At 73.9% G+C, this 26,378-nt stretch carries 22 protein-coding genes and 1 tRNA gene; 10 read left to right on the top strand and 13 right to left on the bottom strand.

The window, feature by feature from the left end; all coding sequences use genetic code 11:
- The first annotated feature begins 574 nt into the window (after positions 1-574).
- On the top strand, positions 575-3,043 hold the full coding sequence (locus ACIF6L_RS22020; protein ID WP_396489907.1) for a SpoIIE family protein phosphatase: 2,469 nt from the start codon (positions 575-577) through the stop codon (positions 3,041-3,043).
- Between the two features lie 148 nt (positions 3,044-3,191).
- Here the strand turns inward: ACIF6L_RS22020 and ACIF6L_RS22015 are convergent, their stop codons facing one another.
- Positions 3,192-7,166, bottom strand: coding sequence for a hypothetical protein (locus ACIF6L_RS22015; RefSeq protein WP_396489905.1), 3,975 nt, complete (start codon positions 7,164-7,166; stop codon positions 3,192-3,194).
- 249 nt (positions 7,167-7,415) lie between these two features.
- Between ACIF6L_RS22015 and ACIF6L_RS22010 the strand changes: the two genes are divergently transcribed.
- Positions 7,416-7,889 carry a carboxymuconolactone decarboxylase family protein gene (locus tag ACIF6L_RS22010; protein WP_329489958.1) on the top strand — a complete coding sequence of 158 codons (474 nt, stop codon included), beginning with the start codon at positions 7,416-7,418 and terminating at the stop codon, positions 7,887-7,889.
- Between the two features lie 70 nt (positions 7,890-7,959).
- Entirely contained in the window at positions 7,960-8,883 is a 924-nt protein-coding gene (locus ACIF6L_RS22005; protein ID WP_396489902.1) for an RNA polymerase sigma-70 factor, read from the top strand.
- Between the two features lie 77 nt (positions 8,884-8,960).
- Here ACIF6L_RS22005 and ACIF6L_RS22000 read toward each other — a convergent pair.
- The 4 genes from ACIF6L_RS22000 to ACIF6L_RS21985 all read right to left on the bottom strand — a co-directional run bounded on the left by ACIF6L_RS22000 (position 8,961) and on the right by ACIF6L_RS21985 (position 11,585).
- Positions 8,961-9,044 (bottom strand) — tRNA-Leu (locus ACIF6L_RS22000).
- Positions 9,045-9,115: 71 nt separating this feature from the next.
- On the bottom strand, positions 9,116-10,444 hold the full coding sequence (locus tag ACIF6L_RS21995; RefSeq protein WP_396489900.1) for a hypothetical protein: 1,329 nt from the start codon (positions 10,442-10,444) through the stop codon (positions 9,116-9,118).
- Between the two features lie 147 nt (positions 10,445-10,591).
- The gene (locus tag ACIF6L_RS21990) at positions 10,592-10,723 is read right to left on the bottom strand and encodes a DUF397 domain-containing protein (protein ID WP_380385873.1); all 132 of its coding nucleotides are present in this window, start codon (positions 10,721-10,723) and stop codon (positions 10,592-10,594) included.
- The gene (locus tag ACIF6L_RS21985) at positions 10,686-11,585 is read right to left on the bottom strand and encodes a helix-turn-helix domain-containing protein (RefSeq protein ID WP_396489898.1); all 900 of its coding nucleotides are present in this window, start codon (positions 11,583-11,585) and stop codon (positions 10,686-10,688) included. Before ACIF6L_RS21985 ends, ACIF6L_RS21990 begins: the two co-directional genes overlap by 38 nt.
- 219 nt (positions 11,586-11,804) lie before the next feature.
- On the opposite strand from ACIF6L_RS21985, the gene ACIF6L_RS21980 reads away from it, so the two are divergent.
- Complete coding sequence (locus tag ACIF6L_RS21980) at positions 11,805-12,299, top strand: ATP-binding protein (protein WP_396489896.1); 495 nt, start codon at positions 11,805-11,807, stop codon at positions 12,297-12,299.
- Positions 12,300-12,487: 188 nt separating this feature from the next.
- On the opposite strand, the gene ACIF6L_RS21975 is transcribed toward ACIF6L_RS21980, so the two are convergent.
- The 3 genes from ACIF6L_RS21975 to ACIF6L_RS21965 all read right to left on the bottom strand — a co-directional run bounded on the left by ACIF6L_RS21975 (position 12,488) and on the right by ACIF6L_RS21965 (position 14,948).
- On the bottom strand, positions 12,488-13,006 hold the full coding sequence (locus tag ACIF6L_RS21975; RefSeq protein ID WP_329489950.1) for a cupin domain-containing protein: 519 nt from the start codon (positions 13,004-13,006) through the stop codon (positions 12,488-12,490).
- Between the two features lie 176 nt (positions 13,007-13,182).
- Positions 13,183-14,031 carry an ABC transporter permease gene (locus tag ACIF6L_RS21970; RefSeq protein WP_396489894.1) on the bottom strand — a complete coding sequence of 283 codons (849 nt, stop codon included), beginning with the start codon at positions 14,029-14,031 and terminating at the stop codon, positions 13,183-13,185.
- Entirely contained in the window at positions 14,028-14,948 is a 921-nt protein-coding gene (locus tag ACIF6L_RS21965) for an ABC transporter ATP-binding protein (protein ID WP_396489892.1), read from the bottom strand. The genes ACIF6L_RS21970 and ACIF6L_RS21965 overlap by 4 nt, the downstream gene beginning before the upstream one ends.
- Before the next feature lie 132 nt (positions 14,949-15,080).
- Between ACIF6L_RS21965 and ACIF6L_RS21960 the strand changes: the two genes are divergently transcribed.
- The 3 genes from ACIF6L_RS21960 to ACIF6L_RS21950 all read left to right on the top strand — a co-directional run bounded on the left by ACIF6L_RS21960 (position 15,081) and on the right by ACIF6L_RS21950 (position 17,599).
- On the top strand, positions 15,081-16,316 hold the full coding sequence (locus ACIF6L_RS21960; protein ID WP_396489889.1) for a sensor histidine kinase: 1,236 nt from the start codon (positions 15,081-15,083) through the stop codon (positions 16,314-16,316).
- Positions 16,313-16,990: a response regulator transcription factor gene (locus ACIF6L_RS21955; RefSeq protein ID WP_329489946.1), complete on the top strand. Its 678-nt coding sequence runs from the start codon at positions 16,313-16,315 to the stop codon at positions 16,988-16,990. The genes ACIF6L_RS21960 and ACIF6L_RS21955 overlap by 4 nt, the downstream gene beginning before the upstream one ends.
- An 81-nt stretch (positions 16,991-17,071) precedes the next feature.
- Entirely contained in the window at positions 17,072-17,599 is a 528-nt protein-coding gene (locus ACIF6L_RS21950) for a hypothetical protein (protein WP_396489887.1), read from the top strand.
- Between the two features lie 48 nt (positions 17,600-17,647).
- On the opposite strand, the gene ACIF6L_RS21945 is transcribed toward ACIF6L_RS21950, so the two are convergent.
- The gene (locus tag ACIF6L_RS21945) at positions 17,648-18,760 is read right to left on the bottom strand and encodes an FAD-dependent monooxygenase (protein ID WP_396489885.1); all 1,113 of its coding nucleotides are present in this window, start codon (positions 18,758-18,760) and stop codon (positions 17,648-17,650) included.
- A gap of 246 nt (positions 18,761-19,006) precedes the next feature.
- Here ACIF6L_RS21945 and ACIF6L_RS21940 point away from each other — a divergent pair, with 246 nt between their 5' ends.
- Entirely contained in the window at positions 19,007-20,041 is a 1,035-nt protein-coding gene (locus ACIF6L_RS21940; protein WP_396489883.1) for a TetR/AcrR family transcriptional regulator C-terminal domain-containing protein, read from the top strand.
- Here ACIF6L_RS21940 and ACIF6L_RS21935 read toward each other — a convergent pair.
- Complete coding sequence (locus ACIF6L_RS21935; RefSeq protein WP_396489881.1) at positions 19,942-21,000, bottom strand: GlxA family transcriptional regulator; 1,059 nt, start codon at positions 20,998-21,000, stop codon at positions 19,942-19,944. The two genes, ACIF6L_RS21940 and ACIF6L_RS21935, sit on opposite strands and share 100 nt — an antisense overlap.
- A 117-nt stretch (positions 21,001-21,117) precedes the next feature.
- On the opposite strand from ACIF6L_RS21935, the gene ACIF6L_RS21930 reads away from it, so the two are divergent.
- Complete coding sequence (locus tag ACIF6L_RS21930; RefSeq protein WP_396489879.1) at positions 21,118-21,714, top strand: cysteine hydrolase family protein; 597 nt, start codon at positions 21,118-21,120, stop codon at positions 21,712-21,714.
- Positions 21,715-21,918: 204 nt separating this feature from the next.
- On the opposite strand, the gene ACIF6L_RS21925 is transcribed toward ACIF6L_RS21930, so the two are convergent.
- The 3 genes from ACIF6L_RS21925 to ACIF6L_RS21915 all read right to left on the bottom strand — a co-directional run bounded on the left by ACIF6L_RS21925 (position 21,919) and on the right by ACIF6L_RS21915 (position 24,621).
- Complete coding sequence (locus ACIF6L_RS21925; RefSeq protein ID WP_396489878.1) at positions 21,919-23,331, bottom strand: hypothetical protein; 1,413 nt, start codon at positions 23,329-23,331, stop codon at positions 21,919-21,921.
- A gap of 173 nt (positions 23,332-23,504) precedes the next feature.
- Entirely contained in the window at positions 23,505-24,023 is a 519-nt protein-coding gene (locus ACIF6L_RS21920; protein WP_396489877.1) for a DinB family protein, read from the bottom strand.
- A gap of 22 nt (positions 24,024-24,045) precedes the next feature.
- Positions 24,046-24,621: a nucleosidase gene (locus tag ACIF6L_RS21915; protein ID WP_329489938.1), complete on the bottom strand. Its 576-nt coding sequence runs from the start codon at positions 24,619-24,621 to the stop codon at positions 24,046-24,048.
- 359 nt (positions 24,622-24,980) lie between these two features.
- Between ACIF6L_RS21915 and ACIF6L_RS21910 the strand changes: the two genes are divergently transcribed.
- On the top strand, positions 24,981-26,375 hold the full coding sequence (locus ACIF6L_RS21910) for a hypothetical protein (protein ID WP_396489875.1): 1,395 nt from the start codon (positions 24,981-24,983) through the stop codon (positions 26,373-26,375).
- Positions 26,376-26,378: the final 3 nt, after the last annotated feature.

The raw sequence follows: 26,378 nt of genomic DNA, 5'->3' as shown, positions 1-26,378 counted from the left end.
GGGCCTCGCGCGATGTCCGCGCGATGTCCGCGCGGCGGATGCCGGGCGCCCGGCGGTCCTCGATCGGACGGGCGCGGGCCGGGACGGGCCCCGGCCCGGCGCACCGACCGCACCCCGAGCCCGTGGGACACCCCGGCAACGCCTGACGGGACACCCCGGCCCGGGCCCCGCACAGGCCCCGGCCCGGCCGCCGCCGGTAGCCCGCCGTGACTGGCGGCGACGCGCGCCGGAGGGATGATGGAGAAGCCCCGGGCCAGGCAGCGGGGAGTACGGACCGGCGCGCTCGCGGCCGGAGGAGAGGAGCGACCGGATGAGCACGGTGGACCTCCTCCCCCTCGGCCCCCGGTCACCGGTGGGCCGCGCCCGGCACCCGGTCCCCCCGGCGGACGCCGGCTCTGCCGCCGCCCCTGCCCGGCGGGCGGTGACCCGGCGGCCCGGCGACGGCGGGGCAGCACATCACCCGGATGGCGGCCTGCGGCGGCATGCGGCCCGACGGCCGGAGGGAGGGTGACCATCGGACGGACGGACGAACCGCAGACGGCCGAGACCGCACGACACATCCGAGGTGCGCACCATGGACAGCCGACGACCCCCCTTCGTCGACAGCGCGGCCGGTGCCCTGCTGGACGCGGACGGCAGGATCGTCCGCTGGACCCGGGAGGCCGAGCGGCTGCTGTCCCTGCCCGCCTCCGAGGTCTGCGGCCGCCCGGTCCGTGAGCTGCTGGCCGACCCGGCCACCTGGACCGCCCTGCTGGCCGAACGCCGGGCCGAGCGCGCGGCGGCAGCGGAGCGGGCGGCAGCGGAGCGGGCGGCCTCCGCCGAGCCGGCGGCGACGCAGTCCCCGGAGCAGTCCTCCGACACCTGGTCCGGCACCGCGCTGGTGCGCTCCGGCCGGGGCGAGGAGCTGGGGATCGTCTTCCAGGTGCTCCCGCTGGAGGACAGCGACGGCCGGAAGCCCTCGGGCGCGGCCCGGTACTTCGTGCTCGGCGCCCCCGCCGAACTCGTCACCCAGTGGCGGCAGGACCAGGCGTTCACCCGGGAGCTGTTCCTCCAGGACCGGGTGGGCCTCGCCGTGTTCGACACCCAGTTGCGACTGGTCAGGACCAACACCCACCTGCTCCCCTACTCCGGCCTCCCGCCGGACCTGACCGGACGGCGCCTCGGGGACTTCCTGGAGCCCGCGGGCGCCGAGGCGGTCGAGACGCAACTGCACGAGGTGCTGCGGACGGGCCGGCCGCTGGTGATCTCCGGGGAGCTGGTGCGGACGATCGAGGAGCCGGGCGGCGGCGCGGCGATGGCGATCTCGGCTTTCCGGCTGCAGGCCGCCGACGGTCAGGTGATCGGGGTGACGGCGCTGTTCACCGACGTCACCGCGCTCCACCGCTCCGGCGAGCGGCTCGCCGTGCTGCACCGCGCGACGGCGGCGGTCGGCGGATCGCTCTCGGTCACCGGCACCGCCGGGGACCTCGCCGCCGTCCTGGCGCCCGGGCTGGCCGACCTGGCTGTGGTCGAGATCGCCGAGGCGGTGTTCACCGGCGAGGAGCCGGCGCCGGGCCGGGACGGCCGGCTGCTGCTCCGCCGGACCGCCGTCACCGGGGACGCGGACCTGCTGGAGGACGCGGGGCTGGACCGGGTGGCGGAGACGACTGCCGTGGAGTTCGACACCGAGGGCTCACCGACCGCCCCCGCCGGCCCTCCTACCCTGACCACCGCGGACGCCTCCCCGAGCACGGCCGGCACGATGACCGCGCCGCTGCGCGCCCGGGGCAGCCTCCTCGGCCGGGTGACCGTCCACCGCGCCGCCGGCCGCCTCGCCTACGAACCGGCCGATCTGGACCTGCTGCGTGAGATCGCCGCCCGCACCGCCCTCGCGCTGGACAACGCCCGCCGCTACACCCGCGAGCACCGCGCCGCCGTCAGCCTCCAGCGCAGCCTGCTGCCGCCCGCGCACTTCGAGACCGCCGCCGTGACCACCGCCAGCGTCTACCTGCCCACGGACACCGCCAGCGGCGTCGGCGGCGACTGGTTCGACGTCATCCCGCTCTCCTCGGCCCGGGTCGCGCTGGTCGCCGGGGACGTGGTCGGTCACGGACTGGAGGCCAGCGCCACCATGGGCCGGCTGCGCACCGCCGTCCGGACCCTCGCCGACCTCGACCTGGAACCCGACGAGCTGCTGGTCCATCTCGACGACCTGGTCTGCCAGTTGCTGATCGAGGGCGAGAGGCCGGAGGAGGACGGCGAGTGGGCCGCCGGTCAGCGGACCGGCCCGTTCGGCGCCACCTGCGTCTACGCCGTCTACGACCCGGTCTCGCGGCGGTGCGCGATGGCCTCCGCCGGACACCCGCCGCCCGCCGTCGCGGCGCCGGACGGCACCGTCGAGTACGTGCCGGTGCGCCCAGGCCCGCCGCTGGGCGTCAGCGGTCTGCCGTTCGAGGTGGCGGAGGTCGAGCTGGCGCCGGGCAGCGTACTGGCGCTCTACACCGACGGGCTGATCGTGGGGTACGGGGGCGACCTCGACGAGGGGCTGGCCGAACTGCGCAGCCGGATGTCCCGCCCCGGCGCCGCCGCCGCACCGCTGCGGGAGCTCGGCCGCGCCATCGTCGACGGTCAGCCGGCGCACCGGCTGGCCGACGACGTCACCCTGCTGCTCGCCCGCACCCGGGCGGTGCCGACCGACGCCACCGCCACCTGGTCGGTGGAGGCCGACCCGGCGGCCGTCGCCCGGGTCCGCGGGAGTGCGACGGCGCGGCTGCGCGACTGGGGCCTGGAGGAGCTCGTCTTCACCACCGAGCTGGTGCTGAGCGAGCTGGTCACCAACGCCATCCGCTACGCCGGCGGCCCGGTCGAGGTGCGGCTGATCCTGGCGGAGCGGCTGACCTGCGAGGTCTCCGACCCCAGCGCCACCCAGCCGCGGATGCGCCGGGCCCGGCTCACCGACGAGGGCGGCCGGGGCCTGTACCTGGTCGCCCAGCTCACCAGCCGCTGGGGCAGCCGCTACACCCGCAACGGCAAGACCATCTGGGCCGAGCAGGAGCTGCCGTAGCCCCCCGGCCCGGGCCCGGGCACGCCCAGGACGGCGAAGGGCCGGGACGGCGAAGGGCCGGTCGACCCGACGAAGTGTCGGGCCGACCGGCCCTCGTACGGCCGCCCGGAAGCGGGCCGGGGGATCAGACCGGGAACCAGCCCGGGGATCAGGCCGAGAAGTAGCCGATCAGATCGGCGACCACGTCGGTCGAGCCCCACTGGTTGGCGAACGACACCCGGCCGTCCACCACCGGGACCATCACCAGGGCCGACACCACCGTGCCCGGCCGGTAGTTGATGTTCGAGGCGTCCGGCCGGTCGATCCCGTGCGGATAGACCGTCAGGAAGCTGGTCTCGGTGGGCCAGACCGTCGTGACGTTCAACAGCGCCGAGGTGACGCCGGTCGCGGGCACGCCCTCGACGCCGGCCACCTTCAGGCTGACCATGTCTTCCGCCCCGCCCAGCACACCGGCGCGGGCGCCCTCGCCGTCCCGGGTGTCCAGCAGCCGCACCAGCCGGGCCGCCGAGTAGCTCGCGCCCGTGCCGCCGTAGTAGCCGACGACGTCGACGCCGAGGTCCACGGAGCCCCACGCGTTGCGGATGTCCACCTTCCCGTTCACCACCGGCACGGTCACCAGGTTCGACACGTTCTGCCCGGCGGTGAAGTTCAGGTTGGACGCGTCGGGCGCCGCCTGACCGTTCGGGTAGACCGTCACATAGCCGACCTGTGAGGGGTTGACGGCCGTCACGCTCATCACGACCGCCGTGACGCCGGTCGCCGGGACCCCGCCCACGCCGGTCACCTGGAGCGGCACCACGCCGCCCCCGCCGACCCGGCCGGCGGGAGCGCCGACGCCCGAGACGGTGTTCAGGATGCGCGCCGGGGTGACCGGGCTCAGCAGGGCGCCGGCCCCGCTGTCGGTGTAGTACCCGGCGATGTCGACGCCGAGGTCGACGGAGCCCCACGCGTTGCGGATGTCCACCTTCCCGTTGGCCGGCGGCACGGTCACCAGGTTGGGCACGTTCTGCCCGGCCGCGAAGCTCACCGTCGGCAGGTCGGGCACCGCCTGGCCGCTCGGGTACACCGAGACGGCGCTGTTCTGCGAGGGGTTGACCGCCGTCACGTTCATCACGACCGCCGTGACGCCGGTGGTGGGGACGCCGCCCACGCCGGTCACCTGGAGCGACACCACGCCGCCCTGGCCGAGCCGGCCGGCGGGAGCGCCGACGCCCGAGACGGTGTTCAGGATGCGCGCCGGGGTGACCGGGACGAACCGGCCCTTCGCCGCCGCCACCGCGGGCGTCACGGTGAACGCCTTGGTGAGGCCGCTGCCCGTGCCGCCCGCGTCCAGCAGCAGGTCGTAACTCCCCGGCTCCAGGCCGTTGGTGTCGACCAGGACGGTGAGCGACGTGCTGTCCGGGCTGACCGAGATGGGCTTGACGAACGGCTGGGTGCTGCTCCAGGAGCCGTTGCGGCTCAGCTTCACCTTGGATCCCAGGGTGAGGTTGCTGCCGCGCAGCACGGCCTGGGTCTGCGTCCCGGCCGCGCCGGTCGCGGGACTGATCGAGCCGAGGACCTCCACCCGGGGCCTGCTGCAGTCGAAGACGCCGCAGGCTCCCTGCATGCTGTACTCGACCGGCGTCGCCGCCTTCGCCGCGCTGACCACCAGGACGGCCTGCCCCGCGGCGGCGCTCTGGGTGGTCTGGCAGCGGGTGCCGAACTGGCCGTAGCTGCCGCTGCACTGGTAGCTGAGGTCGTAGCCGTCCCACATCGCCGGTCCCACGAGGGAGATGGAGGGCTGGTCCCCGCCGACGGCGCTACTGGTGCCGAAGACGCTGAAGGACTGCGACGGCTTCATGTCGATCACCGCGCAGTAGCCGGACGACGACTCGGTGAGCACCCCGCTCCGCACCGGGAAGCCGTCCGCCGGGAGCGGGTGGGCGGTGCACTCCGCGGCCCAGCCGTCCGCCGTACCGACCTTCCAGGTGTCCACGTTGACGTGGATGTCCTTGCCCTGGTAGCCGGCCGCGAGCACCAGCACGGTGTAGGAGGTGGAGCCCGTGACCTTGCAGGAGACACCGCCCTGGACGCAGACGTTCCTGCCGTCCGCGTCGAGGACCTGCGCCTGCACCGAGCCACCGGTCGGCCGCGCGCCCAGCCAGAACTTGTCCGTGGCGGCAGCGGCGACCCGGACGCACCGGGCGTCCAGCGCGGAGTGCAGGTCCATCGGGACGGAGCGGCCACCGGCCGTGGTCGAGACGGGTGCGAGGCAGTCCGCGCTGGGTGAGATGTCCCGGCGGACCAGCTTGTAACTGTCGCCCCACCGCAGGTTGGTCAGCAGCGCCGTGTAGGACACGCCGGCCGTGAGCGGGCAGGTGATGACCGAGCTCGAAGCCGTCGAGCAGGCCACGTTGCCCTGCGGGTCGACCATCTCCAGCGCGGCGTTCAGCTGGTTCTGCGTGTTGGTGTAGTCGGCCATCTCGGCGGTGGAGTGCTGATCGGCGGGCAGGGCCAGGCACGCCTGCGGCAGCTCGTTGGTCAGCGTGACCTCCGCGCCCCAGGAGCCGTCGTACCCGCTCCGCGACCAGGCGGCGCAGCCGGCCGTCTCACCGGTCCGGTGGATCACCAGCTGGTACGCCTGGTTCGCCGTGCCGCTCAGGACGGCGCGGAACGGCGCCGTACCGGTCAGTTTGCAGACGACGTGGTCGCACTGGACCGCACCGGCCGCGTCGTAGACCGTGACACTCGTCCTGCTCCCGCCCGTCGGTGGCCGGTCGAGCAGGTAGAGACCGTTCCCGGAGGCCGTCGGCAGGGTGCGGCAGGCCTGTGCGCCCTGGGCGCCGAAGGTGCCGGTGGCCGGGCCGGAGACCAGGCCGTCGTCCTTGGCCGGGGTGCAGCCCCGGGTCTCCGCGTCCGAGCGGAAGGACATCCCGAACGCGCCGACGCTCGGGCTGCGCCCCTCGACCACCCAGGTGTACGTCCCGGGAGGGAGCTGACAGCCGGCGTGCGTCGCGCAGCCGCCGAACTGCTGGGTGCCGTCGGCGGCGAACAGTCCGCCGTACAGCCCGGACCCGTCGGCCCGGAGCGCGGCGAACGAGTACGGGGCCTGCTCGGTGAACCGCAGCGCACGGCAGCGCGCGACCGGGCTCAGGTCCGGGGCGACGCCGAACGCCTGGGCGTCCACCACCGGGCAGCCCTCCGGGCGGGTGAGCCGCGCCAGGGTGAGGTCGTACGTCTGGGCCGAGCCCCAGACCTGCTGCGTCGTCACCCGGTACGGGGCCGGACCGGCGAGCTTGCAGTCGAGCTCGGTGGACTCGCTCGTGCCGTAGGTGGTGCAGACCCGCTTGCCGGTGGCGTCGTAGACGTCCTCCGCGGTCTGGTACACCGACGAGTGGAGCCGCAGCACGTCCCCGGCGGCCAGCTCGGCCGGCGCGAAGCAGTGCCCCGACGAGCCGACCGGCAGCTCACCGTGGAACGCGGTCGGAGCGCCGAGCGCGAGGTCGATGCCGCTCGCCGCCTTGCAGGAACCGGGCGACAGCAGCGGCAGGTACGAGACCGCGAGGCCGTTCTGCTGACCGCTGCCGTCGCGGGCCGTGAGCTTGTACGTCCCGGCCTGGCCGGTGGCGCAGCGCAGCAGCGAACTCCCCCACGTGGGCCCGCCCGACGGGCTCTCGCAGGTCACCGCGGTGCCGTCCGGGGCGGCCAGGGACTGGTAGATCCCCGCTCCGCCGCTCGACCCGACGGCCTGGACGAACACGAGGTCCTGGGCCTGCGTCAGGGTGAACGAGAGGGTGGCGCTCTGGTAGCCCTCGAGGGTGCAGGTGACCACCGTCCCCGCGGTCAGCGTCTCCGGGCAGGCGCCGGTCGGCCCGGCCTCCGCGAGCTCGCGGGCCGCGGCCGCCTGCTCGGTCTTCGGGTCCATCGTGGGCGCGGCCTTCGGGCCGGCGGCGGGCGCCGTGCCCGGGCTCGCGGACGGCGCGGCGGGCGTGGCCGGCGAAGCGGCCGACGGCGCGGCGGAGGCCGAGGCGGCCGGCGGTGTGGCCGCCGCCGCGGGGGCGATCTGGCCCACCAGTGCGGCCAGCACGGCGAGCAGCAGGGTCCCCGGAGCGGCGATGCCCGCTCCCCTCCGTCTCTGTCGCACGCGTCTGCCTGACGGCAGCATGCTCATACGTACCCCCCAAGGTCTGGAACGCCCGACTGCCGTGACCGTCACAGCAGCTCCTGGGCAGGCGGAGTCTAGCGACGACGGCCCCGCCTTGATCGCCAATTTCGCGCCCCGCGGGACGCACCGGCGACGCGGAGACGCGGGTCACATCCGTGCGTGTCACAACCCGGCCGCCCAGTCCGTCTCAAGGGGTGCAGGGACGGACGACAACGGAGGAGCACCCCCATGGACGCGCGACTGAGCCTGTTCGCCACCCCGGCCGCCGGGAAGGCCTTCAAGCACCTGATGGCGCTGGGCAGGACGCTCAAGGACGGACCGCTGCCGGCGGCGACGCAGGAGCTGGTGGCGCTGCGGGTGAGCCAGATCAACGGCTGCGCGGTCTGCATCGACATGCACGGCAAGGAGGCCGCGGCCGCCGGCGAGACCGCGGCGCGGCTCAACCTGGTGGCGGCGTGGCGGGAGGCGACGGTCTTCACCGAGGCCGAACGGGCCGCGCTGGAGCTGGCGGAGCAGGGGACGCGGGTCGCGGACGCGGCCGGCGGGGTCGACGACGAGGTGTGGGCGCGGGCCGCCGCGCACTTCGACGAGGAGCAGTTGGCCGCCCTGACGATGCTGGTCTCGCTCATGAACATGGTGAACCGGCTCAACGTCATCACCCGGCAGCCCGCCGGCGACTACGAGGTCGGTCAGTTCCACTGAGTACGCGACGGGCGGGGGCGAGGGGCTCCCGCCCGCGGATGGTTCGGACGATCAGGAGAGGGGATCCGGCGTGAGCAAGGTCGAGGAGTTCGAGGAGCTGCGGTCGCTGCTGTTCTCGATCGCCTACCGCATCCTGGGCAGCGTGAGCGAGGCCGAGGACGCGGTGCAGGAGACGTGGCTGCGCTACGACGGCTCGGCGACCCGGCCCACGTCGATCAGGGCCTTCCTGTCGGCGACGGTGACGCGGATCTCGATCGACGTCCTGCGCTCGGCCCGGGTGCGGCGGGAGGCGTACGTGGGCGCGTGGTTCCCCGAGCCGCTGCTGGACGACCCCTACCAGGACCCGGCGCGGTCGGCGGAGCTGGCCGACTCGGTGTCGATGGCGGCGCTGCTGCTGCTGGAGCGGCTCAGTCCGCTGGAGCGGGCGGCGTTCGTGCTGCGGGAGGTGTTCGGCTTCGGGTACGACGAGGTGGCGGCGACGGTCGGCCGGTCCGAGGCCGCCTGCCGGCAGCTGGTGGTGCGGGCCCGCCGGCACATGGAGGCCGGACGGCCGCGCTTCGAGGCGGTCCGCACGGAGCAGGAGGAGCTGTCGGCGCGGTTCTTCGAGGCCCTGCGCGAGGGTGATGTGGCCGGTCTGCAGGAGCTGCTGGCCGCCGACGTGACGATGGTCGGCGACGGCGGCGGCAAGACCCCGCAGCTGGCCAGGGCCATCGTCGGCGCCGGGAACGTGGCCCGGCTGCTGGCCGCCTTCTTCCCCCGGCTGGCGCTGGTCGACGTGACCTGCGAGCCGCACGAGGTCAACCGCCAGCCGGGCGCGATCCTCCGCGACCGGGACGGCAGGGTGCTGCAGGCGCTGTCGCTCGACGTGCTCGACGGCCGGATCCAGGCCATCCGCCTGGTCCTCAACCCCGACAAGCTCGGCCACCTCGGCCCGGTCGCCGACGCCTGGGCCGTCCACGACGAGGTCCGGAAGGCCGGCCGCCCGAGGCGGTGACCCCGGACAACGAGAAGGCCGGTCGGCCCGACGTGGTGTCGGGCCGACCGGCCTTCTGCTGGTCTGACGACCAAGTGTGCGCGAGGGGGGAGTTGAACCCCCACGCCCTTTCGGGCACTGGAACCTGAATCCAGCGCGTCTGCCTATTCCGCCACCCGCGCATCTGGGTGATGAGGTAAATCGTAGCCCATCCGCGCGGGTGCTCCGAACCAGGTCAGTGGGGCCGCCGGGATCAGCCGGCGAGGCGCTCCACGATCCAGTCCAGCAGCACGGGGGACCCGTTGCTGTGCACGGTGTTGTCGTCGTCGAAGGCGACCTCGTCCAGGTGGCCCCGGTCGAGGTCCGCGTCGGTGATGGAGAGGTTCACGTCGACGTTCCACCGCACCGGGTCGAAGTCCAGCGCCGCCGCGCTGACGGACGGGACGAAGGCGCCGCTGCGGAAGTCCTCGGAGATCTTCGCCTTCAGCGCGTCCGCGACCTTGCCGAAGGAGTCCAGGGTGCCGCCGGGTGCCCCGTCCAGCGCCGGGACCTCGGTGGTGGTGCTGCGGCGCATCGCCAGGCCGAGGTGCATGCCGCCGATCGGCTGCTCCTCGCCCCGCTCCGGCTGGAAGCGGGCCGTGGCGCTGGCGATCAGGGCCTGCCAGTCGAAGGCGACCTCGCCCGCCGGCAGTGGACGGCCGACGCCGTCGCGGCGGCCGTTGGAGACGCCCAGCTTGCGCGGGATCGACGGGAACTCACCGAAGCGCTTGAGGTCCGCGAGGAACTCCTCGCGCAGCGGGCTGGAGGTGGCGACCGGCCCGGAGTACTTGGAGTTCTCCACCCAGGCCCAGAGCAGCTGCTGGGCGGCGGGGCTGCGGATCAGGTCGGCCTGCTTGGCGCCGTCCGGGCCCGCCGGGGTGTAGTCCTCGAAGAAGTAGGCCATCTGCTGGAGCACGAGCGGAATCCACGCGCCGTTGTGGGGCGAGTCGTAGGAGAGGTACGTCTCCGTCTGGTGGTCCATCTTCTGCGTCTCCAGCTTGGCGAGCGCGAAGCGGGTGACGATCCCGCCCATGCTCACCCCGCCGACGGTCAGCCGCTCGTCGCCCACCCGCTCGTCGATCAACCTCTGGATCGCCGCGATCGCGACCTCGGCGTTGGCCTGGATGTGGGTGTGCCGCTCCTCGAAGCCGAGCAGGACGATGTCGAAGCCCCGGGCGAGCAGCTGGTCGAAGAGCCCCTGCTTGTCGCCGTAGGGCTGGTTGAAGTACGCGAACAGCTCGGGGAGCTTGCTCGGGCCGTAGCTGAAGCCGTCCGCGAAGAGGAAGGGCTTGCGCAGGCCGAACTTCGGGTTGGCGTAGTAGACGGCCGCCTTGCCCTTCGCGGCCTGCCCCTTGTACTCGGCGCCGGTCAGCTCCCAGACCACGTCGGCCTGGCGTCCGCCAGGGGCCGAGCGCTCCAGCGCGGAGGCGAACCACACGTCGGTCGTCAGCGAGGCGGCGAGCTCCGCCACCTCCGCCTGGCTGGGTTCCGCCTGGCCCCCCTTGAGGGTCAGGGCTACGTCGATCCGGGGTTCCTGTGTCATGACTACCGCCTCGGTCCAGTCGAACGGGGATCACGTGCGCACAGTTGGTGACCGTAATGGTTTGATCACGCACCGCACCAGCGGAACACGCAGAGTGATCGAGATTGTTCGGCCGCAGTTGGCGGATGACCGGAGTTGGCCGACCGGTCAGACGGGGAAGTCGCCGGCCCGGACGGCGGCGAGGAAGGAGTCCCAGGCGGAGGCGGGGAAGAGGAGGGCGGGCCCGTCGGGGTCCTTCGAGTCACGCACCGGCACGAGGCCGGGGAACCCGGGGGCCACCTCGATGCAGTCGCCGCCGTTGCCGCCGCTGTAACTGCTCTTGCGCCAGCCGGCTGCGCTCAGTTCGTTCCTGGTCATCCCTGAACCCCTCCAGCGCATCAGCGATCAGCGCGACCGAGTCGTCCGCCGAGAGTACGTCCCCGCGGAGACGATCATAGCTTCGCTGATGCCCCGACACGACGGCCGCGATATCGCAAGGATGCCCGCGATCAAGGCTTTCCGAGTAGACCCAGTGCTGGCCGTCGGGCATCTCCAACAACACCATCGACTTGTCGATGATCGTGCGGCGCCGCGCAAACGGCGCAACTTGGATGATCACATTCGGGAGCTGCGCAACCTTCAGGAGGTGTTCCATCTGGCGCATCATCACCTTGGACCCACCGAAGACCGTCCGAATGGCGCTCTCATCCAAGATTGCCACCAGCAGCGGCCCATCAGGGTCGAGGAAGCGCTTCTGCCGCCCCAATCGGGCAGCCGTCCGCTCCTCGATCAACTCAGGGTTCCCGGCGGCATCGCTCGCTTCGAACACGGCCCGCGCGTACTCGCGACACTGCAGTAGCCCGTGCACTACGGAGTGTTGGAAGACCCTTACGGCAACGGCCTCCGACTCCATGTCCGCATGGTTCTGGAACCAGTCCGGGTGCTCGATCTCCGCGTTCCAGTCCACCCGGTCCCAAAGCCGCTTCAGCAAGCCGCCGGTACCCATCAACTGGTCGGCTTCCTCCACCGACTCAGGAGGCATCCGGCGCTTGCCGCTCTCATATCGGGTGATGTTCGTCCGATTGCAGTGCAGGAGCTTGCCCAACTCCTCCTGCGTATAGCCGCCCAACTCGCGGTAGAACCGCAGCTCTTCGCCGAACATCACGGCGGAGCTGGCCGTCGGCCCCTGCTTCGCCCTCCGGTGTGACATGCCGTCCCCCCTCACGTGCCGCATGTGACCGGTACTCCGGATTGGTCGTCACCGTACCTCCGTCCCCTCGATGATTGATGCCGGAACGCAATCTTCTGCTTGCACCGCGTGACCACGCGCCGTCCCGCGAGCCGCTTCCACTCCCCCATCGCCCCAGGAGGTAGCCACGCCATGTCCAAGAACTGCGCAGACCGCCGGCTGTTCGGCCCCCAGCACCGTCGGCCGCGTGAATTCGCGGCGCGATTGGACTCCCGGGCCGCGTGCACTCCCCTGGCCCGGCTGATGCTGCGGGCCTATCTGGCCGGGATGCCGCAGGGCGAACGCTATTCGGACGTCGGCGAGTTGCTGCTCGGCGAACTCTTCGCCAACGCCGTCCAGCACAGTGACGCGCCGCCGGACCGCATGATCGAGGTCCGGTTCGCGCTGATCACCGACCGGCTCCGGATCGAGGTGCACGACGCGGGCACCGGCCGCCCGACCGCCCGGCTCTCCGCCACCGACGACGAGCACGGGCGGGGCCTCTTCCTCGTCAACGAGCTCGCGGACCGGTGGGGTTGCCGCCCGCGTGCGGGCGGGGTGGGCAAGTTCGTCTGGGCCCTGGTCGCCCCCGGGCCCGAGTACACCGGTCCCGCCTTCGGTCGTTCTCCCGGCGTCATCGCCTTCTGACGGCAGCGCCGCCCGGCGCACTCACCGTGCGCCCCGCAACGGTTTCCCCCCAACGTGGGGTTTGGCTCAACCCATCGGCCCGTGCGTACCGATGCCCCATGCGGCGCAAGTCCCGGGCGGGGTGGCGGCGCTGAGGGCTGCCACCCCGTTCGCCGCTCCTCCCCCGGTCGACGACTATCCGCTGCTCGTTACTTCGCGGCGTCGAGGGTGGCGCGCCACAGCGGGCTGTCGACGTAGTGGTTGTCGTACTGCTCGGAAGAGTCCTTGATCTCCTGCGGGCTCGCCTCGCCGCGCATCACCCGGCCGAGCAGGCGCAGGTAGTCGAAGCGGGGCATGCCCGGGGTGAAGACGAAGAGCACGTCGGCCTCGGAGCCGGGCGCCGCCGCGAAGGCGTGCGGGGTGTGCGGCGGGACGAGCAGCAGGTCGCCGGCGCCGAGGACCTTGATCTCGTTCTCGACCAGCACCTGCAGCGAGCCGTCGATCACGAAGAACAGCTCCGAGGCCCGGGTGTGGAAGTGTGCCGGGGCGCCGACCGCGCCCTTGGCGAAGGTCGAGCGGTAGCTGGTGATCGAGCTGCCGTCGGTGCCGCAGTCGGCCAGCAGGGTCATCACGCTGCTCGGGTCACTGGTGGTCTCGGCCTCGGCCGCGCGGGTCAGCACGGGCTTGAGGTCGGCGGCGGCCGGGATGAGGTTCGCAGCGGTGTTCACAGTCGTTCTCCGTGTTTCGGGTGGTGGGCCCCGGGTCTCTCGCCGTGGCCTTGTGTCTACGACTCTACGCAGTCGAGAGACCCGGGCCAGGGTGCATTTCCGACCCACTTCCATGGGTCAATTCTCGATGCCACCCGACATGACTCGGCGTCATCCAAGCTCTCCACAGCAACCGTTCAGACATCCCGGCGCCGCACGACGACCACCGCGAGCACGACGGCGACCAGCGGCCAGAGCAGGTACACCGCCCACGAGCCGGGGACGGTCGCGGTGTACGCGAGGGAGTCGGGATCCGCCGGCCAGTTCTGGACCAGGCGCCGCCAGGCGGTGGACGGCATCAGGTGGTTGACGTCCGCCGACCAGCGCGTCCCCTCCGAGAACATCGGGGGCAGCAGCACCAGCGTGAAGACCCCGGTGACCACGGTGGTGGCGGTGTGCCGGATCAGCACCCCGAGACCCAGCCCGACCAGGGCGCAGATCGGGGCCACCAGGGTGCACGCCACCAGGGCCCGGGCCAGCCCGGGGTGGGTGGCCGGGGCTCCCCCGCCCCGCACGGCCTGGGAGGCCAGGAAGGAGCCGACGGCGGTCACCGCGCCGACCGCGGTCCACAGCACGGCGGTGACGGCCGCCTTGGCGAGGACCACCTGGCCACGGGCGGGGACGGCCACCGTGGTGGTGCGGATCAGCCCGCTGCTGTACTCGCTCACCACGGTGATGGCGCCCATCGTGGCGGCGACCAGCATCAGGGTCCAGTACCCGGCCGCCGGAAAGGCGTTGAAGGGGAGGAACTCGCGGGGCGCGCCCGGGACCGCGCCGCCGTCGTGCGCCGCCATCGTCGCCGCGACGGCGGAGCCGATGACGAACACCGTGGTGACCGCGATCGCCCACGGGGTGGAGCGCAGCGACCGCATCTTGATCCACTCGGAGGCGAGCAGATCTCCGAAGCGCACGGGGGAGGCAGCCGCCGGGACGGCTGCGGGGGCGACTGAGGGGGCTGCCGCCGGGGCGGCCGTGGACGTGGTCATCGGGGCTCTCCTGCCAGGTATTCGACGCTGTCGGCGGTGAGTTCCATGAAGGCCTCCTCCAAGGAGGCGTTCCGGGTGGTCAGTTCGTCCAGCAGGATCCGGTGCTCCAGGGCGAGCGCGCCGATCCGGTCCGCCGGCAGTCCGGTCACGGTGAGCCTCCCGGTACCGGCCGGGTCCGGCGGTGCGACCGAGCCGCCCGCGGCGGTCAGCACCGCCGCCAGTTCGGCGGCCTGCCGGGTGCCCACCACGACGCCCCGGCCGGTACTGCGGGCCGCGAACTCCCCGACCGGCTCGGCGGCGATGAGCCGGCCCCGGCCGATCACCACGAGGTCGTCGGCGGTGTGCTCCATCTCCGACATCAGGTGGCTCGACAGCAGCACCGTGCGCCCCTCGGCGGCCAGGCGCCGGAACAGCCGGCGCATCCAGAGCACGCCCTCCGGGTCCATGCCGTTGACCGGTTCGTCGAAGACCATCACGGGCGGGTCGCCGAGCAGGGCGGTGGCGATCCCGAGCCGCTGCTTCATGCCCAGCGAGAACCCGCCGATCCGGCGGGCCGCCGCCTCGGCCAGCCCCACCTCCCGCAGCACCTCGTCGACCCGGCGCAGCGGAATGCCGTTGCTGCGGGCCAGGGCGGACAGTTGGGCCGCGGCGCTGCGTCCGCCGTGCACCTGGTTGGCGTCGAGGAGCGCGCCGACGTGCCGCAGGCCGCGCGGGTGGGTGCGGAAGGGGAGGCCGCCGACGGTGGCGGTGCCGGCCGTCGGCGCGTCCAGGCCGAGGATCATCCGCAGGGTGGTGGTCTTGCCGGCACCGTTGGGGCCGAGGAATCCGGTGACCCGGCCCGGCCGCACGGTGAAGGTGAGACGGTCGACGGCGGTCCTGCCGCCGTAGTGCTTGGTGAGTTCCTTGACTTCGATCACGAGGACGACTCTGCCCGGGCGGTCCTCGTCCGGGCATCGGGCCCGGGGCGACACCTCGGTCGGCGGGATCCACCCACGGGCGTACGCCCCCGGGCCGATGCCGCGTGGCCGGCCGCTGGCTAACCTCACCGCATGAACGTCGGAACGATCACCCCGCGCACCGCCACGCCCCCGCCCCGGCCGAGAGGCGCCGTGCCGGTGACCGGCACGCGGGTCGCGGCCTGGGTGGGCGGCTCCGTCTACGTCCTCGCGACGGCCCTGCTGGCGGGGGCCACGCCGCGGGCTCCGCACGCGCTGCACGCCGTCGGGTCGCTGCTGGCCGTGAGCCTGCTCGTCGGTGTGCTGCGGAGGATGCCGCTGCTGGCGCTGACGATGGCTCTGCTCGGCTCCGCCCTCGTGGTGGTGGGCACCGGGAACTCCGGCGGTCCGCACCTGGCGCTGACCTACCAGAGCCAGTTCCTGCCCTTCCTGGCGGTGGACGCGCTCCTGGGCTTCGTCGTCGCCACCGGTGCGCGCCGGGCCTGGATCGGCGCCGTGACCGTGTCCACCCTCGTCCAACTGCTGCTGGTCGGCGGCTTCGCCCACGGGGACAACCTGACCGCCAACGCCGTGATCGCCGTCCTGGCGACGGCCGCGGCCTGCACCGTCGGCCTGCTGGTCCGCGAGCGCCGCGAGCACGCGGTGGCGCTGCGCTCGCAGGAGGTGGCCGAGGCGGTGACCGCCGAACGGCTCCGGATCGCGCGGGAGTTGCACGACATGGTCGCGCACAGCATCGGCATCGTCGCCATCCAGGCCGGGGTCGGGAGCCGGGTGATCGAGACCCAGCCCACGGAGGCCCGGGAGGCACTACGCGCCATCGAGGCCACCAGCCGCGAGACACTGGCGGGTCTGCGCCGCACGCTGGTGGCGCTGCGGCAGAGCGACCCGGGGTCCGCGGAGTCGAAGCGGGCGCCGCTCGCGCCCTCGCCGGGCCTGGCGGACATCGACGGGCTGGTGGCGGCGACGGCCGACGCGGGGGTGCGGGTCGACCTGCGCCACCGGGGGGAGCGGCGTCCGCTGCCGGCCGAGATCGAGCTGTCCGCCTACCGTATCGTCCAGGAGGCGCTGACCAACGTGGTCCGCCACGCGGCCACCGGGCACTGCCGGGTGACCATCGATCACGGGGACGGGGAGCTGTCGGTGGAGATCGTCGACGACGGGCGCGGCGCCGCCACGAGCGGGCCGGACCACGGCTTCGGGCTGGTGGGCATGCGGGAGCGGGTCGCCCTGCTGCACGGCCGGCTGAGCGCCGGGCCGCGCCCCGGGGGCGGCTTCCGGGTGGCCGCCCGGCTGCCGCTGCCCGCCGGAGTCACGGCGGTGGCCCGATGAGCGTCCGCGTCCTGCTCGTCGACGACCAGCCGCTGGTGCGGTCCGGACTGCGCGTGATCATGGCCGACCACCCCGACCTGCTGGTGGTCGGCGAGGCCGCCGACGGCGCCGAGGCCGTCCGGCTGGTCGGCGAGCTGGGCCCCGACGTCGTGGTGATGGACATCCGGATGCCCGGCATGGACGGGATCGAGGCCACCCGACTGATCACGGCCGGACCGGCGACGGCCCGCGTCCTCGTGCTGACCACCTTCGACGAGGACGACCACGTCTACGACGCGCTGCGGGCCGGGGCGAGCGGCTTCGTGGTCAAGGACATGGCGCTGGACGACATCCTCGCGGCGGTCCGGGTGGTCGCCGACGGCGACGCGCTGATCGCGCCGGGCGTGACGCGCCGGCTGATCGCGGACTTCGTCGGGCGCCCGGGCGCCGCCCGCCCCGGAGCCGCCCCGGAGGGCCCGCCCCCGACGGTCGAGGGCATCACCGAGCGGGAGCGGGAGGTGCTGACCCTGGTCGGGCGCGGCCGGTCGAACGCCGAGATCGCCGAGGACCTCTTCATCACGGTGGCCACCGCCAAGTCGCACGTGTCGCGGCTGCTCGCCAAGCTGGGCGCCCGGGACCGGGTCCAGCTCGTGATCACCGCCTACGAGGCCGGGCTGGTCACGCCGTCCCGGTGACGGCCCGACCCGGTCCGGGGGACCGGCCCGCCGTGGTGTACTGGGCCAAGTCGGCCCGCGCAGCACACACTTGGGGGAGCCGTGTTCCACAGCGACGACCGGCGCCCGCCCGGCATCCGGACGCCCGACCGGGAGACCGCCGAGGAGTTCGGCGAGCCGGTCGCCGTGCTCCGCGACGCCCCGGCCGGGTGGTTCACCCTGCTCGGGCGGCAGAGCTCGGACGGGTTCCTCCACTGCCTCGACGTCGGCTACCACCGCGGCACCGACCTGATGGCGACCGTCCAGACCTCCCGGCCGCTGCCGGAGAGCCACCGGGTCCGGCCGTTCAGCACGCCCGAGTCCGAACTCTGGGTCTTCCTCGCCAACTCCGGGCGGATCGACCACAGAACGTTCCCGGAGGACCTCGGGCCCGTCCGCCACGAGGTCGTCCTCCGCCTGGACGGGGTCGCCACCCGGGTGGCGGGGTACCGGTCCCACGGCTGCACCAGCGCCTCGCTGCCGTGCGGCGCCGGGCACCTCGTCGTGACCGCGCCGGACGCCCACTGGGAGGCCGTCGCCGACCTCGTCCTGCGCCGGGCGGGCGACTTCCAGGGGCGTCCTCGGCCCTGAGCCCCTGCCCCTGCCCCTGCCCCTGCGCCCGCTCGGCGCCTGAGCCGCTCAGCGGTCGAGGGCGATGGCGTGCTTGGCCCGCTCGACCGACTCCTCGGCCGGCGGGCCGCCGGGGTTCTCGGTGGCCAGCGCCTGGTTGAGGGCCACGAAGGGGCGCATCCGCTCCTCGTAGCGGGTGAAGGCGGCGCGGTGGTCCCCGCCCGCCGCCCTTTCCCGCCCGAGCTCGTCGGCGAGCACATGGGCGCCGACCAGCGCGAGGCTGGTGCCCTGACCGGAGAGCAGCGAGGCGCAGTACCCGGCGTCGCCGACCAGGGCGGTCCGGCCGACGGACCAGCGGTCGAGGTGCACCTGGGCCATCACGTCGGCGTAGAAGTCGGGCGCCCGCTCCAGCGCGGCCAGCAGCCGGGGCGTCTCCCAGCGCAGCGCGCCCATCCGCTCGGCGACCTGCCGCCTGGCCAACGCCATGTCGCGCACGGCCGGTTCGTCGCTCCCGTAGCCGAAGGTGATCCGCAGCTCGCGGTTGCCGCGCACCGGGTAGATGCCGTAGCCGGCGTGGCCGTCGCGCTGCCAGACCTGCCAGTCCTCCAGGCCGAGGAAGTTGTCCGCGCCGAAGATGGCGACGTGGGAGCCGAGGTGGCGCAGGAACCGCTGCTCGGGGCCGAAGGCCAGCCTGCGGACCCCGGAGTGCAGGCCGTCCGCGCCGACCACCAGGTCGAAGGTGCGGGGCGCGCCGTGCGCGAAGGTGACGTGCACGGCGTGCTCGTCCTCCCGGAGCCCGGTGATGCTGTCGCCGCTCACGAACTCGACGCCTTCGGAGGCGTGTTCGTGCAGCAGGGCGACGAGTTCCTCGCGCAGCAGCTCGACGTCGTCGCTGTCGAGCCGGCCACTGCTGTAGGTGGCCTCGGTGGAGCGGTGCACCTCGTTGCCGTCGGCGTCGAGGACGGACATGCCGCGCATCCGGGTCCGGGCGGCCCGGATCGGCCCGGTCAGACCCATCCGGTCGACGACGTCGAGTGCGACGCCCCGGATGTCGACGGCCTGGCCGCCACGGCGGGGGGCGGCGGCGAGCTCCACCACCGTCGGGGCGAAGCCGTTGCGGCGCAGCCAGTGGGCGAGGGTGAGGCCGGCGATGCCGCCACCGGAGACGAGGACGGTCTGCATGAGGAACTCCCCCTGTTCGCGGCCGGTCACCCGGACGCCTGTGTCTGTACGCTGTAAGCGAGCTGCTCGCGCGCAGCTCACGCTCTGAATGTACGACGTAAATTCAGAGGCACGCAAGGGCCTGACCAGCGGGTTAGGCCGCATCTGTGCTAGTACAGCAAGCCTTTCGGCAGGCATCTCGGCCGGTCGGCTCTGAGCTAGTACAGGGCGGACGACCGCGAAAAGATCTTCCGAGGAGTCGACAGCATGGCCACGGACATGGACCCGCCCTACCGGCGCATCGCCGCCGACCTCCGACGGCGGATCACCACCGGCACGCTCGCCCCGGGCGAGCGGGTGCCCTCGAACCGCCGGCTCGCCCAGGAGTGGGGCGTCGCCCTCGCCACCGCGACCAAGGCGCTGACCGTGCTGCGGCTGGAGGGGCTGGTGGAGGCCCGGGCCCGGGTCGGCACCGTGGTGGCCGGCGGACCGACCGGACCGACCGGACCGGGCGTGGCGGTTCCGGCGGTCACGCCGGCCGCAGCTGCCTTCGCGCCCGTGCCCGCCCCGCCCACCGCAGCCGCCACCACCCCCGCACCGGACCGCGCGCCCGCCGGGGACGGCGAGCTGAGCCGGGAGCGGATCGTCCGGGCCGCGCTGGAGCTGGCCGACGCCGAAGGGCTCGGCTCGCTCTCGATGCGCGCCGTCGCCGGGCGGCTCGGGGTGTCCGCGATGTCGCCGTACCGCTACGTCACCAGCAAGGAGGAGCTGGTCATGCTGGCCGCCGACGCGGCCTTCGGCGAGGCCCGCTACCCGGCCGACCCGCCCGCCGGCTGGCGGCCCCGCCTGGAGCTGGGCGCCCGCACCCTCTGGGCCCTGTTCCGCCGCCACCCCTGGCTCGCGCAGCTCAGCCCGGTGACCCGGCCGCTGCTGCTGCCCAACCTGCTGGTGCACGCCGAATGGGCGCTCGCCGCGCTCGACGGCCACGCCCTCTCCGCGCCGGCCATGCTCGACATCCACGTGCTGCTGTACAGCTACATCGAGGGCATCGCCGTCAACCTGGAGCGCGAGGACCAGGCCCGGGCCGCCACCGGCGTCACCGAGGACCAGTGGATGGACCGCCAGCTCCCCGTCATCGGCGCGCTCGCCGACTCCGGCCGCTTCCCGGTGTTCGGCCGGCTGATGGCCGACCTCCCGAACGGCTACGACCTGGACCTGGACACCCTGTTCGAGTTCGGCCTGGCCAACCTGCTGGACGGACTGGCCTCGCGCGTCGGCCCGGGGGCGCCCGCCGGTCCCTGATCCCCCTCGCGCCCCCGGAAGGCCCGGCGGTACTCGCGCGGGGCGACCCCGACCCGGGCGACGAAGACGGGCCGCAGCGAGACCGCCGCACCGAAGCCGCAACGGACCGCGACGGCGTCCACCGGCAGGTCCGTCTCCTCCAGCAACCGCTGGGCCAGGAGCACGCGTTGCTCCAGCAGCCAGCGAAGCGGCGTGGTGCCCGTCGCGCCGGCGAAGCGGCGGGCGAACGAGCGCTCCGACATCAGCGCCAGCCCGGCCATCCCGCGGACCGTCCACGGGGTGTCGAGGGCGGCCAGGACCTCGGCGCGGACCCGGGCCAGGACGTCGTCACCGCCGGCGTCCTCGGGGACCGGCGACGGGATGAACTGCGCCTGCCCGCCAGCCCGGAAGGGCGCGGTGACCATCGCCCGGGCGATCGTGGCGGCGGCCTGCTGGCCGTGCGCGGCGCGCACCAGGTGCAGACAGAGGTCGATGCCGGCTGCCACCCCGGCGGAGGTCCAGAGCCCGCCCTCACCGGTGAAGAGCACCTCCGGGCGGACGTCCACCGCCGGGAAGCGCCGGGCCAGTTCGCCGGCGAGCGCCCAGTGGGTGGTGGCGGTCCGGCCGTCCAGCAGCCCGGCCTCGGCGAGGACGAAGGCGCCCGCGCAGAGCGAGGCGATGGCGACACCGCCCTCGTGGGCGGCGCGCAGGGCGGCCGGCACGGCCGGGTCGCGCGGCTCGTTCAGCCGCTCCATCCCCGGGACGACGACCAGATCGCACTCCCGCAGCGTCTCCAGGCCGAAGTCCGGCACCCGCTCCAGCCCACCGCCGAGCCGCACCCGGGCGCCCTGCGGCCCGCAGACCCGCAGGTCGAAGGCGGGCAGCCCGGGCCGGGTCAGCCGGTTCGACCACACCTCGCCGATCACCGCGTAGTCGAACGCCCGCACGCCCTCGAAGATCAGGCAACCCACAGTCCGCATGGCAGAAATCTAGCGACGAAGGGCGCCCGGGCGCCCGGGGCGCGGTGGCAGGAATCGATCGATGGGTGGCGCCGGCGCCCCTCACCCGGGCTGCCCGGGCGCCGACACGATGGACGCATGACGAACACCGACGCATTCGACGCCCCGCTCACCATCGACTCCGACGCCGTACTCGTCGTCATCGACGTCCAGAAGGGCTTCGACGACCACGCGTTCTGGGGCGAGCGGGACAACCCGGAGGCCGAGCGGCGGATCGGCGAGCTGATCGACACCTGGCAGGAGACCGGGCGCCCGGTCGTGGTGGTGCAGCACGCCTCGCAGACCGGGCCGCTGGCGCCGGGCACCCCGGGGTACGAGCTGAAGGACGTGGTGGCGGACGTCAAGGCGGACCTGCACATCACCAAGCCGGTGAACAGCGCCTTCTACGGCACCCCGGACCTGCACGCCTGGCTCCGGCAGCGGGGCGCCCGCCAGGTCGTCATCGTCGGGATCATGACGAACGTGTGCAACGAGACCACCGCGCGGATGGCGGGCAACCTCGGGTACGACACGATCTTCCCGACCGATGCCATGCACACCTTCGACATGGCCGGGCCGGACGGCGTGACCGTGCCGGCCGCCGAACTCGCCCGGGCCACCGCGACGGTGCTGCACGCGATGCGCTTCGCCAAGGTGGTCACCACCGGCGCCGTCCTGGCGGCGGCGGTCAGCTGATCAGCGCCTCACAGGCCGTGACCTCCACCGCGTCGAGCAGGACGAAACCCCGCCCCGGCAGTCACTCCAGGCACCGACAGGACCCGGCGGCGGGGGGGCCCCCCCCCCCCGGGGGGGGGGGGGGGGCGCGGCCGCCCCCCCCCCCCCCCCCCCCGGGCGGGGCCCCCCCCCCCCCCCGGGGGGGGGGGGGCGGCCGCCAGGGGCTCAGCCCTTCTTGGAGAGGAAGTCGTACGCCCCCGCGGCGACGTCGTCCAGGTACGGGCCGGCCTGGTACATCGGGTCGCCGGTGTGCTTCCCGACCGAGACGTTGCTGACCAGCGCCGGCTTGCCGTCCTTGACCGCCAGCCAGCCGCCCCCGCTGGAGCCGCCGGTCATGGTGCAGCCGATGACCAGCATCGGCGGGCGGGTCGGCTCGTAGGACAGCCGGCCCGGCTTGCCGCTCTCGCAGCGGTTCAGCTCCATGCCGTCGAACGGCGGGGCGGCCGGGTAGCCGTACTCGGTGACGCTCAGCTGGTCGCGCGGCGCGTTGAACCAGACCGGCACCGCACCGCCGACCGTCTCCTCCAGCGACTTCGCGCCGTCCGCGGGCTTCACCCGGATGACCGCGAAGTCGTAGTGGGTGGCCGCGTCACCGGTCTTGCCGCCCTCGGCCTTCCACTGCGGGGACGTCACCGCCTGGGTCGCGCCCCAGATGCCGAACGGCGCGTACTGGGACTCGTCCGCCTGCTTGCCACCGCTCATCGCGGCATTGCTGTTGAAGGCCGGGATGAAGGAGATGTTGCTGTAGAACGAACCGCCCTTGCCCTGGTGGACGCAGTGGCCCGCCGTCCAGACCAGGTTGCTCTTGCCGGGGTGGGCCGGGTCGGCCACCACGGTCGCCGAGCACTGCGAACGGCCCAGACCGCCGCCGGCCGCGCCGGCGCCCGGCTCGTCCGCGAACAGCTTCCCGTGCACGGCGAGCTTGGTGTACGGGTGCTGCAGGGGCTGGGCGTTGACGGTCTTCGGCAGCGGGTCGTTGCCGTTGTCGGCGGGCTGCGCGGGCGGCTGCCCGGGCTGGGCCGGCGGCTGCGCGGGCTGGGAAGGCTGGGCCGGGGCCTGGGAGGGCTGCCGCGCCGGCTGCTTGGGCGGCGCCGGGGCCTGCGAGGCCGGCTGCTGGGTGTTGGACGGCTTCGGCGCCGCCGGGGTGGTCGCGGCGGCCGGCGTGGTCGGGTGCCCCGGCTGGGTGGGCTGGCCGGCCGGCGGCTTGCTGCCCGCCGCCGGGGTGCTCGGTCCCGGGGCCGACGGCTGGGCGGGCGCCTGGCTGCCCGCGGGCTGCGGCGCCGGCGGCTCGATCGGCTCGTTCGGCTTGGCCTGGAGCAGCTTCTCCAGGGTCCAGAACCCCTTGGTGGCAGCCGGGAGGGCGTAGTCCTTCGCCCACTTCTCCCAGTCCTCGAACTTCCACTTCTTCAGGTCGTCGAGGTTGGCGGGGAGGCCGAGGGCCGGCGCGCCCGCCGCGGCGGCGGTGTCCGCCGAGCTGTTGTCCGGCCCGCACGCCGAGGTGCCGAGCAGGGTGAGTGCGAGGACCGACGCCCCGAGGACGGCCCGGGCGGAACGCGTGGATCTGACTGACGATGACATGAACTTCCGAATCCCCCATGGGTGAAAGCGCGCGGCGCCGTCGAGACGGCGCCGCGGTGCGCGGGGGAGTATTCCACTGTCCGTCAGGTGCGGGCGCACCCGCCCCCGGCGTCGCGCCGCGGGCGGGTGCCCGGCAACGGGGTCCGGGGGCGGGGCGGGGTCCGGGCAGGGCCCTACCGGCCGACCGAGCCGTCCAGTTGCTCGCGGAGGATGTCGGCGTGGCCGGCGTGCCGACCGGTCTCCTCGATCATGTGGACCAGCAGCCAGCGCATCGACGGCGCTTCGGCGCCGGGCCGCAGCGACCGGACCCCGGGGCGGTCGAGCCGGTCGGAGGCGGCGGCGATCACCTCGTTGGCGCGGGCGATCGCGGCCCGGTAGGCGGCGACCGACCCGGCCACCGTCTCGTCGCCGGGCGAGGCGGCCTCGTCGTCCCACGGTTCGTCGCCCTCGCCCCGGTAGGCCCAGAGGAACCAGTTGAGCTCGACGGCGGTGAGGTGCCGGACCAGCCAGAGCAGGCTGGTGCCGGAGGCGACGCCGGGGCGCCGGGCGTCCTCGTCGGTGAGGCCGTCGGTCTTGCCGATGACGGCCTCGCGCAGGTAGTCCAGGAAGGTCAGCAGGGTGGTCGGTTCGTCGGCGTCGAGGCCCGGCGGGCGGACGTCACGGTGCTCGTTCGCGGCGGTGTTGTCGGTCACGCCCGCCAGGCTAACGAGCCCGTCACCAGCCCTGGTGGTGGACCCAGTCCCCGAGGTGGCGGGCGCAGTCGTCGACGGACTCCCGCCAGGAGTGCACGGCGCCCTCGCCCGCCTCGTCGCTGACGTGCTTCACCAGCCGCACGGAGAGCCCGGCCCGGTGGGCGACGGTGGCGACGGCGTAGCCCTCCATGTCGACGAGGTCCGCGTGCTCGGCGAGCCGGTCACGGGCGGCCGCGCCGGAGACGAACTGGTCGCCGGTGGCCAGCACCGGGCCGTCCCCCTTGCCGACCATCAGCGGAGCGCCGTAGGTACGGCCGGTCAGCTCCAGCAGCGCGGGGCTGTCGAGGTCGTGCTGGATCACCTGGACGACCGTGTGGGTGCCCGCCCAGCCGGAGCGCAGCGCGCCCGCGGTGCCGAGGTTGACCACCTCGGAGGGGTGCTCGCCACGGGCGAGGACGGTCGCCAGCGCGGCGGTCGCGTTGACCTTGCCGATGCCCGTCAGCAGGACCGGGAGCCGGTCACCCAGGTACGCGGCCTCCTCCCGGACGGCGACGACGAGCAGCGGACGGTCGGCGGAGATCGTTCCCAGAAGTCGCATGCCGCCATGGTACGGACGGCCCTTCCGGAGACCGGGGCGGCACAACCGGACCCCTCCCCTCCGACTGTCCGGGGAACCGCATAGGGTGCATCCCGCGTCGACCCGATCACCGACCCGCCCCGCGCACCGGGGCGACGGACCCCGGCGAGCCCTGGCGGCCGCCGGCAGGGCTCGACCCCGTGGTCGGCCGCACTCGTACCAGTGATCGCAGCAGTGCCCGCGGAGCGGGGCCCGGGACCGGGCCCCCGCGATGCTCAAGATCGGCGCAAGTCGGGTGTGGCCGCGGGGAGTGACGGCCATACTGCTGGCAACGGCCGGGCCCCGGATGACGGAGCCGGCCACAGGGGAGGGTGAGGCCGGTGGCGACACCAGTACGTACGGAGCGGCCCCGCACGGTGGCGCCGGCGCGGCCCGGCGGCACGGCCGCGGCCCGGGAGACCGGCCCGCTCGGCCGGCTGCGCCGCGCCACCCGGACGGCACCGGGCCGGCTGCGGCTGGCCGGAGCGCTGCTGGCGGTGCTCACCGTGGCCTTCGGCGCGCTCACCGCCTGGCAGGTCAACTCCCGCGCACAGGCGGCTCAGCGGGTGGTCTCGTACAGCCAGCCGCTGAGCCAGGCGGCCGCCGACATCCACCGCTCACTGGCCGACGCGGACACCACGGCGGCCACCGGCTTCCTGCTCGCGGGCGCCGAGCCGAAGGCCGTCCGGGACCGCTACGAACAGGACCTCGCGACGGCGTCCCGGCTGATCGCCGAGGCGGCGGCGCGCACCACCACCTCCTCCCCCGCCCAGGGCTGGCTCGCCACGCTCAACCAGCAGGTCCCGGTGTACGCCGGCCTGGTGGAGACGGCGCGGGCCGACAACCGCCAGGGCTTCCCGCTCGGCGGCGCCTACCTGCGCCACGCCTCGGACCAGATGCGCACCGTGCTGCTGCCCGCCGCGGCCCAGCTCAGCGCCGCCGAGAACCAGGCCCTGGCGGACGACTACGCCGAGGCGCAGTCCATCCCCTGGGCCGCGTACGGGCTGGGCGTGGTGACGCTCACCGCGCTGGTCTGGGTGCAGACGACGCTGTACCGGCGGACCAACCGGGTCTTCAACATCGGGCTGCTCGGCTCGACCGCCGCCGTACTGGCCGCGGTGCTCTGGCTGACGGTGGCCGGGACGGGCGCCAACTCCACGCTGCGCGAGAGCCAGATCGACGGCGCCAACCCGCTGAAGGCCCTCAACGCCGCCCGGGTCGACGTGCTGACCGCCCGGCTGGCGGAGAACCTCCACCTGGTGGCCCGCGGCTCCAGCACCCAGTACGCGGACCTCTGGACGAAGACCACCGAGCACCTCTTCAGCTCCGACACCGGTCGCCCCGGGACGGCCGGCACCCTGGCCGAGGCCCGGCGGCTGGCGCCCGAGGACGCCGGCGCGGCCATCCTCGACGCCATGCGGCAGTACGACCAGTGGCGCGAGCGGCACCAGGCGGCGAGCAACCTGGAGAACGTCGAGGCGGACTACCAGGGCGCGCTGGACGCCACGGTGACCGTCAAGGAGGCGGACGTGCCGAAGACCTCCGACGCCGCGTTCAACGCCACCGACCAGCGGCTGGCGCAGGCCGCCGCGACCGAGCTCCAGGAGTTCAAACGGGCCGCCGAGGGCACCGACGGGGACTTGCGCACCGCCGCCGCGGCGGTCGCGGTGCTGGCCCTGGTGGCCGCCGCCGCGGCCCTGCGCGGCCTCGGCCGGCGACTGGCCGAGTACCGGTAGAAG

It is taken from the genome of Kitasatospora sp. NPDC086009 (assembly GCF_044540385.1).
GTDB lineage: Bacteria > Actinomycetota > Actinomycetes > Streptomycetales > Streptomycetaceae > Kitasatospora.
Note: the sequence above shows the minus strand (reverse complement) of the source record. Positions and strands in the feature narration are given on the sequence as shown.